Annotated in this window: 14 protein-coding genes; 9 read left to right on the top strand and 5 right to left on the bottom strand. The window is 66.7% G+C overall.

Annotated features, from left to right (window positions below):
• Window positions 1-31: 31 nt before the first annotated feature.
• Entirely contained in the window at window positions 32-556 is a 525-nt protein-coding gene (locus ACFU5V_RS08460) for a MarR family winged helix-turn-helix transcriptional regulator (RefSeq protein WP_378698367.1), read from the bottom strand.
• An 84-nt stretch (window positions 557-640) separates the two neighbouring features.
• Between ACFU5V_RS08460 and ACFU5V_RS08455 the strand changes: the two genes are divergently transcribed.
• The 3 genes from ACFU5V_RS08455 to ACFU5V_RS08445 are packed head-to-tail and all read left to right on the top strand — an operon-like array spanning window position 641 to window position 2,329.
• Window positions 641-1,036, top strand: a complete 396-nt coding sequence (locus ACFU5V_RS08455; RefSeq protein ID WP_378698365.1) for a YidH family protein — start codon at window positions 641-643, stop codon at window positions 1,034-1,036.
• Window positions 1,033-1,344, top strand: a complete 312-nt coding sequence (locus ACFU5V_RS08450; protein WP_378698363.1) for a DUF202 domain-containing protein — start codon at window positions 1,033-1,035, stop codon at window positions 1,342-1,344. The genes ACFU5V_RS08455 and ACFU5V_RS08450 overlap by 4 nt, the downstream gene beginning before the upstream one ends.
• Before the next feature lie 52 nt (window positions 1,345-1,396).
• Complete coding sequence (locus tag ACFU5V_RS08445) at window positions 1,397-2,329, top strand: enoyl-CoA hydratase-related protein (RefSeq protein ID WP_378698361.1); 933 nt, start codon at window positions 1,397-1,399, stop codon at window positions 2,327-2,329.
• 58 nt (window positions 2,330-2,387) lie between these two features.
• On the opposite strand, the gene ACFU5V_RS08440 is transcribed toward ACFU5V_RS08445, so the two are convergent.
• On the bottom strand, window positions 2,388-2,846 hold the full coding sequence (locus ACFU5V_RS08440; protein WP_378698359.1) for a SulP family inorganic anion transporter: 459 nt from the start codon (window positions 2,844-2,846) through the stop codon (window positions 2,388-2,390).
• A 354-nt stretch (window positions 2,847-3,200) separates the two neighbouring features.
• On the opposite strand from ACFU5V_RS08440, the gene ACFU5V_RS08435 reads away from it, so the two are divergent.
• From ACFU5V_RS08435 to ACFU5V_RS08420, 4 genes are all read left to right on the top strand, one after another.
• On the top strand, window positions 3,201-4,121 hold the full coding sequence (locus tag ACFU5V_RS08435; protein WP_378698439.1) for a DUF389 domain-containing protein: 921 nt from the start codon (window positions 3,201-3,203) through the stop codon (window positions 4,119-4,121).
• A gap of 240 nt (window positions 4,122-4,361) precedes the next feature.
• A complete protein-coding gene (locus ACFU5V_RS08430; RefSeq protein ID WP_378698437.1) occupies window positions 4,362-5,585 on the top strand; it encodes an NAD-dependent epimerase/dehydratase family protein in 1,224 nt (407 codons plus the stop codon).
• Window positions 5,582-7,501: a hypothetical protein gene (locus ACFU5V_RS08425; RefSeq protein WP_378698356.1), complete on the top strand. Its 1,920-nt coding sequence runs from the start codon at window positions 5,582-5,584 to the stop codon at window positions 7,499-7,501. Before ACFU5V_RS08430 ends, ACFU5V_RS08425 begins: the two co-directional genes overlap by 4 nt.
• Complete coding sequence (locus ACFU5V_RS08420) at window positions 7,498-9,369, top strand: glycosyltransferase (protein ID WP_378698354.1); 1,872 nt, start codon at window positions 7,498-7,500, stop codon at window positions 9,367-9,369. The genes ACFU5V_RS08425 and ACFU5V_RS08420 overlap by 4 nt, the downstream gene beginning before the upstream one ends.
• 61 nt (window positions 9,370-9,430) lie before the next feature.
• Here ACFU5V_RS08420 and ACFU5V_RS08415 read toward each other — a convergent pair whose 3' ends face one another.
• The 3 genes from ACFU5V_RS08415 to kdgD are packed head-to-tail and all read right to left on the bottom strand — an operon-like array spanning window position 9,431 to window position 13,212.
• Window positions 9,431-10,639: a mandelate racemase/muconate lactonizing enzyme family protein gene (locus ACFU5V_RS08415; protein ID WP_378698352.1), complete on the bottom strand. Its 1,209-nt coding sequence runs from the start codon at window positions 10,637-10,639 to the stop codon at window positions 9,431-9,433.
• A 51-nt stretch (window positions 10,640-10,690) separates the two neighbouring features.
• A complete protein-coding gene (locus tag ACFU5V_RS08410) occupies window positions 10,691-12,295 on the bottom strand; it encodes an aldehyde dehydrogenase (NADP(+)) (protein WP_378698350.1) in 1,605 nt (534 codons plus the stop codon).
• Window positions 12,296-12,297: 2 nt separating this feature from the next.
• Complete coding sequence (gene kdgD, locus ACFU5V_RS08405; RefSeq protein WP_378698348.1) at window positions 12,298-13,212, bottom strand: 5-dehydro-4-deoxyglucarate dehydratase; 915 nt, start codon at window positions 13,210-13,212, stop codon at window positions 12,298-12,300.
• 122 nt (window positions 13,213-13,334) lie between these two features.
• Between kdgD and ACFU5V_RS08400 the strand changes: the two genes are divergently transcribed.
• Both ACFU5V_RS08400 and ACFU5V_RS08395 read left to right on the top strand, forming a co-directional pair.
• Entirely contained in the window at window positions 13,335-14,261 is a 927-nt protein-coding gene (locus tag ACFU5V_RS08400; protein WP_378698346.1) for a LysR substrate-binding domain-containing protein, read from the top strand.
• Window positions 14,262-14,400: 139 nt separating this feature from the next.
• Complete coding sequence (locus ACFU5V_RS08395; RefSeq protein ID WP_378698344.1) at window positions 14,401-15,792, top strand: MFS transporter; 1,392 nt, start codon at window positions 14,401-14,403, stop codon at window positions 15,790-15,792.
• Window positions 15,793-15,828 lie beyond the last annotated feature (36 nt).

The following is a 15,828-nucleotide window of genomic DNA, read 5'->3' as shown; positions in this document are numbered from 1 at the left end:
CGGACCGTACGGATTTGCCTATACCCTCAGGTCACGGGCGCGCACCTTCACGTGACGGTCCGTCCGGTGCCTGTGATTCCTCGGTGTCGAGGAGTTCCGCCAGGGCCGCGAGAGCAGGTAACGCGGCGCCGATCGCAGTACGGTGGTCCGCATCGAGGCGCTCGAACGCAGAGGAGATGCGCCGCTCGTTCGCCCGCATCCACGCGTCGAGGCGTTCGCGGCCGGCGCCGGTCAGCTCCACTTGCACGGCCCGGCGATCCCGGGGATCGGGTGAGCGGACAACGAGACCGGCCTCGACCATCTGCTGCACGAGGGCACTGACGGTGTTGGTGGCCATTCGGTGTTTCCGCGCCAATTCGACGATCCGCAAACCTGATTCGGAGGAGAGTCGCTGGAGGAACTCGACCTGCGCCATCGGCAACGACTCCCAGGCGAAGTCCTCGCGGACGCTCGACCGCAAGGCCCTCCGCAAGCGCGTGATGACCTCGGTGAGGGCCCATCCCTCCCCGCTCCCGGCCCCTTCGGCGGAGAGCGGAATCGCTCGACTGTCATCCATCCGTTAACCTACTTCTGTTACAGGACTATCAGGTGTCAGAATCATTATTCCACCGACACCGACCCCAACCTGCAGGGAACACTCATGAACAGTGACGTAGACCTTCCCCGACGCCGTCCGGTCGCCGTCTACTCCGTGGGCGAGGAACCGGATGTCCGCTTCTCGCTGGCCAACGAACGAACTGCACTGGCCTGGGTTCGGACTGCCCTGGCACTGGTCGCCGGCGGCATCACCCTCACTACCTTGGCCAGCGTGACCGGTGCCGACCTGGTCGTTCATCTGGTCGCGATCCTCGCGTGCGGCACCGGCGGGATTCTCGCGGCCGTCGCCCTGTGGTCGTGGAGGCGCAACGAGCGCGCCCTGCGACTACAGCAGCCTCTCCCCGCACCGATCCCCCTCGCGTGGCTGGCAGGAGGACTTGTCGCCCTCTCGGTCGGATTGGCGGTGTTCGCCGTCGTCACCACCGTCAACTCGCGATGACACCCGACCCGGGTCTCCAACCACAGCGCACCGCACTGGCGTGGCAGCGCACCGGCCTGTCGGTGCTCGCGACGTCCGCGGCGATCGGGTTCGCGGCGTACCGCCTGGGCGCACCGGTGCTCGCGCTCGGCGCCCTGGTCAACAGCCTCGTCGTCGGCTACCTCGGCATTCGACATTTCCCGAAAGGATCCGCACGGGCGTGCTCGGTCGACGACACCTGGCCCACCCTGCTGCGTACTGCGTCGGTCGTGGCGTTCACAGCCGTCCTGGGGGCCGGGGTCTCCGTCGCCGGAATGCTGCACACGTGACAGTGGCGGTGCCGGTCCCGGTGGTTCCGGCGCCGTGCGGAGCATCGTGCCGGTGCGCGAGTACGCCGAGAGCAGACCAATAAGCGATTGCAGTCGGTTCGGGTGGTTTTCGGACTTTGACGTAGTCATTCCGGCGTCCTTCAATGGCAAGCGCGCTGGATCAGAGGCGCCACCATTCGAGGAGGACTCCATGACCGGTCGTGTTCACGTGACAGTCGAGAACGCCACGGCAACTGTGGTAATCGACAATGCCGACCGGCGTAACGCGGTGTCCTTCACAGTCTTCGAGGAACTGGGCTCGGCAATCAGTGATCTGGCGTGTTCACCGGACGTGCGCGTGGTGATTCTGTCCGGGCAGGGCATCGATTTCAGTGTGGGCGCCGACCTCGCCGCCCCCGCCGGCTCCCGCACCTTGCGCGGCGACTCGACCGTGACCGACACCGCCCGACTGCGGCAGGTCTGTGCCACCCTTCACCGGTTCCATCACCTACCGCAGGTCACCATCGCTGCGATCGACGGAGCCTGCGCCGGAGCAGGATTGTCACTCGCGGCCGCCGCGGACTTCCGAATTGCCTCCGAGCGAGCAGTTTTCAATACGGCCTTCCTGAATGCAGGGCTGTCCGGCGACCTCGGAGGCGTCTGGCTGATCACCCGGATGCTCGGTGGCGCCCGAGCCCGTGAATTGTTCTTGACTCCGGGCAAACTCACCGCGCAGGCGGCACTGGATCTCGGTTTGGTCACCGCGGTGACCGGCGCCGGGGCGCTCCACGACGAAGCCCGGTCCCTGGCACAGCGGCTCGCGGCGTCGGCGCCTCTCGCCCTGCGTGCGATGAAGCAGAACCTACTGCAGACCTCCACCACATCGCTGAGCGACTATCTGCTCGCCGAGACGGACCGGATGGTGCAGTGCTTCCATTCCGATGATGCCCGCGAGGCCGCCGACGCGTTCGTGAACAAGCGCCGGCCCGCGTTTACCGGCCACTGACGCGGCGCCCCCTCTCTTCCCCCTTCGCCGTTCGAAGCCCGTCCCATGTCTGAAACCATCACGCAGGCAGCTGCCGTCGCTGCTGCGCCGTCGATCTGATCAATGTCGAGAGCGGTGCCTGTGAACGGGCGAGCACACGGAGGCGTACCACTTTGAGGCCCATCGCTTCCTGATTGAGTTGCAGAACCAGCGAGAACGAGACGCCGATCCCCTCGGCCCCGGTGACCGGAAGCAGGAGCGTGGAAACGAACGTCACGGCGAGGGCGATGCGGGATGTGAATCCGCTGCTCCAGATGGCGGACCAGCGCGTTCGTGCTCCCGCGGCGCTGTTGAGCGCGGTCTGGCTCACCGCGCCTCCGACCGGCATGCCGCGGAACACCGCGGCCGGGACGTTGCCGATAACCTGACCGGTGAAGTTCCGGTTGGGTTCGGATCGTGAGCTGTCGGGATTCGGAACAGCCTCCGCGACTCCCGCACCCTGGACCAGAACGATGACGGCGACCAGGAATCCGGTCATGACCGAATGCGACAGAAACGGGTGTACCGGCCCAGCCGCAGCACCCCGGCGAGGATCACGGCCGCCCCGGCGACGAAGGTCAGCAGCACCAGCACCGACGGCGTGGTCATGCCCAGCACCCTCCTGGCGGTGGGGAAACTCCGGTTCGGTCAGCACGAGACATTCCGCCGCCGCCCGCTTCATCCGCATCGGGTGAGGCCACGAACGGTCGGTGACCGCCAGTATCGAAGAAGGCCGGGCATGCAGGTCGCACCATGCCGTCGCACGGCGACGGCTCCGGACAGGAGTGGATCCGTGAAGTTGGTTCCGGATACGCAACGTCGAACGTCGGCTGAGCTCGACGAGCGCTTCAACATGTTCACCGGTGATCGCGCGGCGAAACGGTCCGCGTTCTGGGTGATGTTGACCCTGTCGGCGCTCATCGCGGTGTCCGGCGTCGTCGCGGACTCCACCGCGACGGTCATCGGTGCCATGATCGTCGCGCCGCTCTCGACGCCGATCCTCGGTGTCGGGTTGGGAATCACCACCGGGCGGGCCTCGCTGATCGGGCGAAGTCTCCTCGTCGTGGTGCTCGGCGCGGTGCTCGTCGTCGCCCTCGGGGCCGGGATCGTCCAACTGGTGCCCAACACCACCGACGTGCTCACCAACTCACAGGTGCTCGGGCGTACGTCACCGACATTGATGGATCTGACGGCCGCCCTCGCCACGGGCCTGGTCGGCGCCATCGCGGCGGCACGCCGGGACGTCGGCGACGTACTGCCCGGCGTTGCCATCGCGATTTCCCTGGTCCCCCCGCTGGCGGTGGTCGGGGTCTGCCTCGGCTCCGGGGCACCGGCCCTCGCGGCGGGCGCGGCCGTACTGTTCGCGTCGAACGTCCTGGCGATGATCATCACCGCCAGTGTCGTGTTCGTCGCCGCGGGGTACGCGGCCGAGGTCGAGACGACGGCGGGCAACAATCGAGGCCGCGGTCGGGGTCGGGCCTACACGGTCCTCGCCGCAGCCTTGGTGACCGTGGCCATCCCGATGGTGGTCAACTCACTGGCGTCGCTGTGGGCCGGGCAGATCGCGACAGCGGCGCAGCAATGGCTCGAGGACGTGCCGGGGGCCCAGGTGACCGACGTGTCCTGGCAGGGTCATACCGCGACCGTCGCTGTCCTCGCCCCGGAGGAGCTTCCCCCGATCAGCGCACTCGAGGAGTCCGTCGACGCGCTCGTGCCCTGGCATCCCCGCCTGTCGGTCGTCCACACCGTGGGTTCGCGGATGACCGCTGAATGAGGATCTCGCATATCGGTAGCCGAATGCCGCCAGGACCGCGGACGGCACGGTCCTGTGCGACATCGACGGCCCGTTCGAGGTCGTGCCCGGGTCCGTGGTGCGTGACCAGTCCCGACGAGCCTCCGGTTCCCGAATCACCCCTCACGGGTGATGCGGAGGAAACGACGCCGGGCGAATGCTGGGCGGATGCTCGGCGAATGCTCGGCGTGCGGCTTCAGTGGACGCCGCTGCCGGGCCGAGATGTCGTGCAGACGAAGGAGGGGCGCAACGCGGGTAGCGGTGCTGGGTGGGGACGGGTTCTGCGGATGGCCGAGTGCGCTGCACCTGTCGGCGAGCGGGCACGAGGTGACCATCGTCGACAATTTCGTTCGCCGGCGAGCCGACGACGAACTCGGAGTGCAGTCGCTGACACCCATCCGTTCGCTCTCCGATCGTATCGAGGCGTGGCACGAGGTCACCGGCCGCCGAATCGCTTTCGCGGATTTCGACGTCGCCCACGACTACGACGCGATGATCGAACTCCTCACCGCCGTGCGCCCGGATGCGGTGGTGCATTTCGCCGAACAGCGGTCGGCCCCGTACTCGATGAAGTCGCCTTCCCACAAGCGGCAGACGATCGACAACAATCTCAACGCCACTCACAATCTGCTGACTGCGGTCGTCCAGTCCGGGATCGACATCCACGTCGTCCATTTGGGGACCATGGGGGTGTACGGCTACGAGACGGTCCCCGTGGATCTGCCGGAGGGGTACCTCACGGTCAGTTACCCGGATCGTCACGGGGAGATGCACAGTCGTGACATCTTGTATCCGACGCAGCCGGGCAGTGTGTACCACCTGTCGAAGTCGTTGGATCAGTTGCTGTTCCAGTTCTACGCGCGCAACGACGGTGTGCGCGTGACCGACCTTCATCAGGGAATCGTGTGGGGCACGCAAACCGTTGAGACCGAACGTGATCCGCGCCTGGTCAATCGGTTCGACTACGACGGCGACTACGGCACCGTGCTGAACCGCTTTCTCGTGGAGGCGGCCATCGGATATCCACTGACCGTGCACGGGACCGGCGGCCAGACGCGGGCCTTCATCAACATCCACGACACCGTGCGCTGCATACGGCTGGCGGTGGAGTCGGGCGCCCAGGTCGGCGACCAGGTCCGAGTGATGAATCAGATGACCGAGACGCATCGGGTGTCCGATCTCGCGGAGCTGGTCGCGCGAACGGTCGGCGCCGACGTGGACCGCGTGACCAACCCCCGGCAGGAGGCCGACGAGAACCAGCTCGCGGCACGCAACGACCGGTTGCTCGGGCTGGGTCTGGCCCCGGTCAGACTCGACTCGGGTTTGCTGTCGGCCGAGGTCGACATCGCCCGCACCTACGCCGGGCGGATCGACGTCTCCCGCATTCCGTGCCGGTCGTACTGGAACGAAAGTCGTAGGTCCGCGGCCGAGGAGCAGAGCGCGTGAGTGAGGACGACGCGTCCGGCGACTCCGCCCCGGAGCCGTCGGAACAGTCGGAACAGTCGGGGCCGGACAAGCCGGACTATTTCGCCGGAGAGCGTGGCCGTTCGGTGCCGCGTTCGGCGTGGTGGCTGCTCGGGATCGCGCTGGTGGTCTTGCTGGCGTTCCTCGTTACCAAGCCGTCGTGGTTCACCCAGGACGCGGACGACATGAGCCTGGACGTGCCCGCCGATCGGCATTTCACGAAGACCCTGGCCGGGTCCGGGCACGCCGACGGCGTCTGGCTGACCGACGATTCCCCGTCGACGAGCTATCTGGTGACGCTTCCGGCAGATTCCGCGCGCGAGGAGACCCGCCTGCATCTGACCGGCACCTCGCAGATCGCAGCCGACAGCACCGTCTTCCTCAGCGTGAGCATGGACGGTCAGCAGGTGTACGAGAACGAGTTACCCACCGGAGAGACCGGGATCGATGCCTACGTCGACGTCCCCGACCAGATCGCCGACGACGGGCAGGTCCGTATTCAGATCCGCGCCAACGGCACCAGGCACGATGAGACCTGCACACCCGACCATTCGGCAGGGATGCAGATCCACCTCGACCCGGCCACCGTCGTGGAGGCCGCGCTCGACGAGCCGATCCACACCGTCCGCGACGCCGTGGTCTCCTGGGACCGTCAACTCACCGTGGTCCTCGCCGATCAGGGCGACCCGTGGCGCACCACCGCAGCGCAACTGGGGATGGCGTTGACCAGGGCGGGCCACCAGATCCGATTCGCGGACACCCTCCCCGACTCCGACGTCGACAACGCGATCCTCGTCGGCCCCACCACCACATTGAACGACCAGGTCGGCTGGTCGCCCTCGGAGGACACCGGCGACGGTGTCGCCGTCGGCACCGTCGACGACACCGCCGTCGTGGGCGTCACCTCACCCGAAGGCTCCCTGATCTCCACCTACTTGACCGAGCCGACCGTGACCACCGCCGATTCGGCCGGTCAGGATCCGCGGGCGGTGACCTTCGCGCAGCTCACCGGCGACCAGGTGTCCCTCGAGGCGCTGGGTGCGGACATGTCCGTCGGTCAGATCACCGAGACCCGGCGCTGGCGCATCGGCTACTCGCTCGCCGACCTGCCCGGCGGCCGCCTGCCGCAGGCCGTTCGCGTCGAGATGGCGCTCCCCGCATCGCCGCCCGACCTCACTTGGATCTTGAACGCCGACCTCAACGGGCACCTCGTCGACAGCCGCGCGTTGAACCCGACGGCGGGCGCGGTGACCATCGCTTTACCACCGCAGGACGCACTGCTCGAGAACACCCTGACACTGTCGGTGCAGCGCGACCGCGACCTGGGCGGCTGCGATGTGCGCGTGACGAGCTACCCGATCCAGCTGCAGGCAGGCTCGGCCCTCGAACTCGGGACCGATCCCGGCGCCGGCTTCACGGCCCTGCCACGCGGCTTGGCCCCCGGCTTCGGCATCTACCTTCCGCAATCCCGGAATGTAGACCCGATCACTCAGCTCAACGCCGTCGTGCCGACGCTCACGAAGTTCGTTCCCGCGCAATACAATCCGGAGTTTCGCTGGAATACCCAACCGGCGCCAGGTGCACCGTTCATCCTCGTCGGGCAGAGCCCGGAGGTGAACCCCCTCGTCCGAATCCAGGACGGCCGCATCGTCTCCGGGCCGGAGGCGTCCGTGCTGAACATTCCTGCTTTCGACGACGGGCTACTGGTGGGGACGGTCACGAGCACCAGCGGCGCCCCCGGACTGACGATCCAGTACGTCGGCACCATCGGAACGACGCAACTTCCGGATTTCGGTCGGGAGAACGCGCTGGTGGTGACACCTCAAGGCAGCTTCGCCGTCAACGGTGACGGCACCGTCGCCCCGAGCGCACCGCTGCGCCAGGACCTGCCGAGATGACCGATGTCGCACACCCCGCGCACGAACCCGTGCACGAGCCCGAAGCGATCGCCGGTCACTTCCGGTCGGTGGACAGCGCGCCGGCCGATTACGCCGTCGACCGGCCCGCCAGCGGCACCAACGGGTTCCTCATCACGTTCGTGGGGATCACCATCCTGGCGATGTGCGGGCGGATGTTTCTCGCGCACTCCGACGTGCTGGACGCGCCGAAGGACCTGGTCCTCCTGTCCGAGGGCCGCGGTGACGTCCAGTTCCCGCTCCGGATGTTCCTGGTGATCTTCTTCCTCACCTATGCGCTGCGGGCGTACTCGAACCTGTGGCGCCGCCTCTATCTCGCGCTGTCGCTGCTGGGCAAGTTCCTCGCGTTCTGCGTGGTGGTCGACACCGTGGCGTGGGCGCTCCACAACGCCGGCATCATCTCGATCTCCGTGTTCGGCGTGCAAATGATCTCCGGGCTCCTCGCACTGGCGATATTCCCGCACACCGTCCTTCGGCAAGCGCAGCTTCCCCCGCAGGGTCCGCTTCCCCTCGCCCCCCGCATCCCCCCTGCCGCCTTCTTCGCGCTGGCCGGTTGCCTGGTGCTCGCAAGTGCGGGTGCGGTCATCGCGCTGCACGCCTTCGGCCACGTCGTCGACGTCTTGAAGGACTGGGCGATCCTCGGCGGCCTCGGCGCCGGTGTGTTCCTCATGCAGCAGATCCTGGCCGCCTCCACCGCCGTGCTGGGGGTCCGGGCCCTGAACAAGTCACGCCGCCACCAATTCACCGCGCCCCTCGCCATCCTCGTGCCGGCACACAACGAAGCGCACAGCATCGCCGACACCATCGCCTCCGTCGACACCGGCGCAGAAACCTACCCCGATCGCATCCACCTCTACGTCGTCGACAACGCCTCCACCGACACAACCCACCACGTCGCCGAATCGGCCATCGCCGACTGCACCCACATCACCGGAGAGGTCCTCGAGTGCCCCACCCCGGGTAAGGCCCACGCCCTGAATATGGGGCTCGAACACATCAGGGAGGAATTCGTCGTCCGCATCGATGCCGACACCATGATCGGCCCCGGATGCTTGGATACCGCGATGCGACACTTCGCGAACCCGAATGTCGGCTGCGTCGGCGGAATCCCGATGCCCGCCAGGCACGAGACGTGGATCGACAAGTGCCGTCTCGTCGAGGTCTACATGCGGCACGGCTTCTTCCAAGTTTCCCTGGACGGCTACCAAGGCGTGATGGGCATTCCCGGCATGTTCGCCGTCTATCGCCGCAAACCGGTGCTGCGCGTCGGTGGCATGGTGCAGGGGATGAACGGCGAGGACACCGACATCTGCATGCGACTCGCGGCCGCCGGGTACCACAACGTCGCCGACTACCAGGCCGTGTACTACAGCGAAACACCCGCCTCCTACGCGCATCTGCGCGAGCAACGCACTCGATGGTTCCGCAGCATCTACCACCTCGCCGCCCGCAATCGGGCGATCCTGCTGGACCGGCGCACCATGATCGGCACCTTCGTCCTACCCTTCAACCTGGTCAACGCCGCCCGCCGCGCCATGCTCGCGCCGCTGCTCATCTACGCTGCGATCGCCGGATTCGCGTTCCACTCGACGTTCACCTCCATGCGCTGGCAGCCGATCGTCGCCACACTGCTGGGCATGTCCATGATCATGACCGTGATCGTCTGCCTGATCTGGCAACCCAGTTCGGTCAAGTACATCCCCGCCTACCTCTGCTTCCGCGTGCTACGCAGCTACTTCACCCTCGCCGCGGTACTCACGCTCATCTACCCACCCATGCACCCCCGGCTCCCCGACACCATCCCGATTGCCCGCAGCCGTCGCCGGCAGCCGCGACGTGCCGGGGGTTGATCCGGTGCGACGCCGGACGGCGAGGGAAGACGATTCACTTCGCCGCCCGGCGGGTCTGTGCTTACTTGCCGAACTCGGCTGATCCCACGGTCCAGGCCCGAGCCTGGTCGCTGAGGGTGAAGCCGAGGCCTGGACGGTCGGACAGGTGCATGCGGCCGTCCCGGATTTCGAGGTGTTCGTTGAACAGCGGATCGAGCCAGTCGAAGTGCTCGACCCAGGGCTCGTAGGGGTAGACCGCGGCGAGGTGCAGGTGGATTTCCATCGCGAAGTGCGGCGCGAGCTGCAAGTGCTTCTGCTCGGCGAGGGTGGCCAGCTTCAGGAACTGGGTGATGCCACCGATACGCGGTGCATCGGGCTGGATGATGTCGACCGCACCGGCCTCGATCAGGCGCACGTGCTCGCCGACGCTGGCGAGCATCTCACCGGTGGCGATGGACGTGTCGAGGCTGCGTGCGAGGTGCGCATGGCCTTCGGCGTCGTAGGCGTCGAGGGGTTCCTCGATCCAGATCAGGTTGAACTTGTCGAAGATTCGACCCATCCGCATCGCGGTGGGGCGGTCCCACTGCTGGTTCGCGTCCACCATCAGCGGGACCTCGTCGCCGAGGTGTTCGCGGACCTTCTCCAGGCGGGCGATGTCCTGTTTCCAGTCGGGCTGGCCGACCTTGATCTTGATGCCGCCGATGCCGCTGGCCAGCGAGGCCGACGCGTTCTCGAGAACCTGCTCGATCGGAGTATGGAGGAAACCGCCGGACGTGTTGTAGGTCTGCACCGAATCACGATGGGAGCCGAGCAGTTTGGCGATCGGCAGACCGGCGCGTTTGGCCTTGAGGTCCCACAGTGCGATATCGACGGCGGCGATGGCCTGGGTGGCGACGCCGCTGCGACCGACGGAGGCTCCGGCCCAGACGAGTTTGGTCCAGATCTTGGCGATGTCGTTGGGGTCCTCACCGATCAGGACCGGCGCGATCTCCTTCGCGTGGGCGAACTGGGCGGGGCCACCGGCTCGTTTTGAGTAGCTGAATCCGATGCCCTCGTGGCCCTGCTCGGTGCGGATCTCGGCGAACAGGAACACGACCTCGGTCATCGGCTTCTGCCGGCCCGTGAGCACCTTGGCGTCGCTGATGGGGTTCTTCAACGGAAGGGTGATCGAGGACAGCTTCACCGACTCGATACGGTCGAGCGTGGCCGCACCGGCCGCCAGTGCCTTGATCGCGGCGTCGGGTGCTGCCAGCGCGCTGGTCGGCCGGCTCGCGAGGGAATTGTTGGACATCGGTCATTCTCCTTCAGGGGTGGCGTCGTTGCCGGGGTTGTGAGCGTTCGGTCAGCTCTGCGTCACGGCGCCGTCGATGCGCCGCCAGATGCCGAGTGGATTGCCGGTGCGCAGTTCGTCGGCGAGGAGTTCCTCGGGAACGTTCTGGTAGGCGACCGGGCGCAGGAAACGTTCGATAGCACGGCTGCCGACGGAGGTCGTCGACGGCGCGGTGGTGGCGGGGAACGGCCCGCCGTGCACGATGGCGTGGCCGACCTCGACACCGGTGGGCCACCCGTTGAACAGCACGCGGCCGGCGATGAGTTCGAGCCGGTCGACCAGGACGCGCGCGTGCGCGTGATCGGTCGGGGCGGCCTGAATCGTGGCGGTCAGCTGCCCCTCCAGGCGGTCGATGATCGCCGTCAGTTGTGCCACGTCCGCGACTCGGACGATCACCGAAGCCGGGCCGAAGACCTCGTCCTGGAGCTGATGGTCGTCGAGGAATTGCTCGCCGGTCGTGACGAACAGTTGCGGCACCCCGGAGCACCCGGCCTGAGCGGGAGCGGTGTCGGCAACAGCCACGGTGTCGATGTTCTCGTTCGCCGTCAGTCGGCGGGCGCCGTCGGCGAACGACGTCGCGATGCCGGGATAGAGCATCGGCGCCGGCGTGGCGGCCCGCACAGCGTCGGAAGCCGCCCGGACGAACCGGTCAGCGCCGGGAGCATCGACCAGGAAGACGAGGCCGGGGCTGGTGCAGAGCTGACCGACACCGGTCGTCATCGACGCGATGAAACCTGAGCCGAGTTCTTCGGCCCGGTCGGCGAGGGCACCGGGCAGGACGAAGACCGGGTTGATGCTCGACATCTCGGCGTATACCGGGATGGGCACCGGGCGCGCCGCCGCGGCTGCGGTGAGGGCGATCCCGGCCTGCTGCGACCCGGTGAATCCCACTGCACGGATGCGCGGGTCGGTGACGAGCGCGATGCCGATGGTCTGACCCGGGCCGAACACGAGGGAGAAGGTGCCCTCGGGCAGGTTGTGAGCGCGGACCGCGTTGCGGATCGCCCGCCCGACCAGTTCCGAGGTACCGGGGTGCGCCGAGTGCGCCTTGACGATCACCGGCGCCCCGGCGGCGAGCGCGGAGGCAGTGTCGCCGCCGGCGACCGAGAATGCGAGCGGGAAGTTGCTGGCGGCGAACACGGCGACCGGGCCGAGTGGCACCTTGCGCTGACGCAGGTCCGGCTTCGGCAACGGCGTGCGGTCCGGGTTCGGGGTGTCGAGTCGTGCGCCGGTCCAGCTGCCCTCCCGGACCACCGCCGCGAACAACCGAAGCTGGCCGGTGGTGCGGGCGAGTTCACCCTGAACCCGCGCGGCGGGGATACCGGTTTCGGCATGGACCCGGTCGATCAGCACCGAACCCAGGTCGTCGAGTTCGGCCGCGATCGTGTCGAGGAACGCGGCTCGCTGCTCGAAGCTGGTGTGCCGGTAGCTGCCGAAGGCCTCCCAGGCAAGTTCGGCGGCCCTCGCGACAGCCGCCTCGTCGGCCTCGTGGTAGGTCGGCTCGAGTGCGGCGCCGGTGGCCGGGTCGGTGGCCTGGAACGGGGACCGGGTGCCGGGAATGTCGTCCGCGCCGATGAGAGAGACTCCGGTGAGTTCGATTGTGTGCGAGGCGGTCACGATCAGCTCACCTTCTTGATCAGGTCGGCGAGTTCGGCGAGTTCGACGTCATCGAGGTCGGTGAGCGGGCTGCGGACGGGGCCGGCGGGCCGGCCGATGACCTTCATGCCGGCCTTGATGATGCTGACCGCGTACCCGGCCTTGCGGTTGCGCAGGTTGCAGTACGGGATCACGAACTCGTTGAGGGCGTTGACGACGAACGCGTTGTCTCCGCTGCGGAGGGCGTTGTAGAAGTCGAGTGCGAACTGCGGGACGAAGTTGTAGATCGCCGACGAATACGTCGTCACACCGAGTGCCAGATACGGCAGAGCGAACATCTCCGCGGTCGGCAACCCGCCGACGTAGGTGAGGCGGTCCCCGATGCCCGCGTAGATGCGGGTCATCTGCTCGATGTTGCCGACCCCGTCCTTGAACCCCACCAGGTTCGGGCAGCTGTCGACGAGTTCGGCGACAGCCGTCTCGGTGTAGACGGCATTGGCGCGGGAGTAGATGGTGACACCGAGATCGGTGGCGGCGCAGACCTGTTTGACGTGCGCGACCAAACCGTCCTGGCTGGCCTCGGTGAGATACGGGGGAAGCAGCAGGATTCCGTGCGCGCCTGCGCGTTCGGCGGACCGGGCCATCTCGACCGCGGTCGCGGTGCCGTAGCCGGCGGGGGCGATCACCGGCAGGCCTTCGGGGGCTTCCCGGACCGCGGCGGTGACGACCTGCTCGACCTCGGCCGGGGTGAGGGAGAAGAACTCGCCGGTGCCACCGGCGGCGAACAACCCGGAGGCGTCGAACTGACTGAGCCAGGCGATGTTCTCGCGGTAGGCCGCCTCGTCGAACGACCCGTCTTCGCGTAGGTGCGTGACCGGGAACGACAACAGACCGGAGCCGAGCTTGCGGGCGATCTCCTGGGGCGAGGCGGTGGTCATGGCGTGTGGGTCTCCTCATCGACAATCGTGCGCTTCGTGTGCACTGATCCACAAGGCTAGGAACTAGGTACTATTCAAGTCCAACACTTCTTAAGAATCATTTGATACAGGAAAGGTATCGGATGTTTTCTCTCAATCAGCTGACGCAATTCGTGGCCGTCGCCGAGGAAATGCACTTCGGGCGGGCCGCGAATCGGCTGCGCATGACACAGCCACCGCTGAGCCGGCAGATCCAGCTCCTCGAGAAGGACCTCGATGTCCTGCTCTTCGACCGCTCGAGCCGGGCGGTCAAACTCACTCCGGCAGGCAAGGCGTTCCTGGCCGATGCCCGCAGACTGCTGCAGCAGTCCGAACGTGTCGCGCTGTCGGTGCGCAAGACGTCCCAGGGCCGGACGGGCATTCTCCGGGTCGGATTCACGGGCGGCAGCGTCTACTCGGGCCTCGAGACCGTGCTGACTTCCGCCCAGGCGACCATCGAAGACGTGGAGGTCGAACTGCGGGAGTTGGTGACCATGGATCAGCTCGAGGCGCTGTCGGAGGGCTCGCTGGACCTCGGTCTGGTCCGTCCACCGGTGACGCGGCCCGACCTGGCCTCGCACCCGCTGCTGCGTGAACCGCTCGTCGTCGCCATTCCCGTCGGGCACGAGTTGGCCGGCCTGACCAGGCCGATCGACGTCACCGACCTGCACGGGGTCGAGATAGTGATGTACACGCCCATCGAGTCGCGGTACTTCTTCGAACTGCTGTCGTCGGTGTTCCACGAGGCCTCGGTTGCCCCCGTCGTCGTCCAGTACATGCACCAGTTCCACAGCATGCTCGCCCTGGTCAATCTCGGCTGGGGTCTCGCCCTCGTGCCGGAATCGGCGAGCAAGATGCACTTCGACGGTGTCACATACCGGCCGTTGACCACCCCGCGTCCCGCCCAGGTCGAGTTGGACCTGGTGTGGCGGATCGACAACGAGAATCCGGCCCTGGCGCGCCTGCTCTCGAAGTTGGTTGCCGGGACGCCCGCTGACCAGGCTCCACTAGGCGCCGAGTCCGATACCTAACTTGGATGACTTGATGCGATTTCGGGCTTGGACGCGCATACGTCGGCGTCTGTACATTCGGTTCATTCGCGCATGTGACTCACGACACGGTCCATTCGCCGGCACCATTCTTCACGCCCCTCCGAAGGAGCCCTCAGTCATGACCCTCAGTCGCTCGGTCGACGAGTCGACCATCGCCTCGACCTTGAAGATCGGCAAGGTCCGATACACGATCCTGGCGATGATCTTCGCGGTGACCGTGATCAACTACGCAGACCGCGCGACCATCTCGATTGCCGGCGACTCGATCCAGGACGAATTCGGTATCAGCTCGGTCACCCTCGGATACATCTTCTCCGCCTTCGGGTGGGCGTACCTGATCGGGCAGATTCCGGGCGGCTGGCTTCTCGACCGCTACGGCGCGAAGAAGGTGTACGGCTGGGCGATCGTGACCTGGTCGACCTTCACCGTCCTGCAAGGCTTCCTCGGCAGCTTCAGCATGGGCACGGCGGTGGGTCTGCTGGTCGGCCTCCGCTTCCTTGTCGGGCTCACCGAATCCCCTGCCTTCCCCGGCAATTCCAAGATCGTCTCCGCCTGGTTCCCGGCCAAGGAGCGCGGGACCGCTGCCTCGATCTTCAACTCCGCGCAGTATTTCTCGACCGTCGTCTTCGCCCCGATCATGGGGTGGCTCGTCACCGCGCTGGGCTGGGAGCACGTCTTCACCGTCATCGGTGGCATCGGCATCGCCCTCGGATTGATCTGGACGAAGGTCGTCTACAGCCCCCGCAGGCACCCGCGCCTGAAGAAGCCCGAATTCGAGTACATCGAAGCCGGTGGCGCGCTGGTCGACATGGACCAACCGGGCCAGAAACAGCAGGCCGGATCCGATCAGCTTCGCTACATGAAACTCCTGCTGACGAACCGGATGACGCTCGGCGTGTTCGTCGGTCAGTTCTTCATCACCACCATCACCTGGTTCTTCCTCACCTGGTTCCCGGTCTACCTCGTCCAGGAACGAGGCATGAGCATCCTCGAGGCGGGATTCATCGCCGTCCTCCCCGCGATCTGCGGTTTCGTCGGCGGCATCAGCGGTGGCCTGATCTCGGATGCGCTGCTGCGCCTGGGCTGGTCCCTGACCAGGGCTCGCAAAACCCCCATCATCACCGGTCTGCTACTGGCCACCGCGATCATCGGCTGCAACTTCGTCGAGGCTTCCTGGCTCCTCGTCGTCCTGATGTGCGTGTCCTTCTTCGGCAAGGGCCTCGGCGCGCTCGGCTGGGCCGTCATGGCCGACATCTCGCCGAAGGAAATCTCCGGCCTCGGCGGCGGCGTCTTCAACACCTTCGGATCGGTCGCCAGCATCACCACACCGATCGTCATCGGCTATATCGTCGACAGCTACGGCTCCTTCGAACTCGCCCTCGTCTACGTGGGTGTGTGCGCGCTGCTGACCGTCGTCTCGTACATCGTCGTCGTCGGCCCGATCAAGCGCCTCGACCTCGCCGAGATGCAGGCCCGCGCCGACCGCAAGCGCGCCCTGCGGCGGCACTGACGGCGAGCCCGTTGCATCCCGTCGTGCGAGGCGACG

Origin of the sequence: Rhodococcus sp. NPDC057529 (assembly GCF_042802055.1) — a bacterium.
Taxonomy (GTDB): Bacteria; Actinomycetota; Actinomycetes; order Mycobacteriales; family Mycobacteriaceae; genus Rhodococcus_F.
This window is presented reverse-complemented; position numbering and strand designations above follow the sequence as displayed.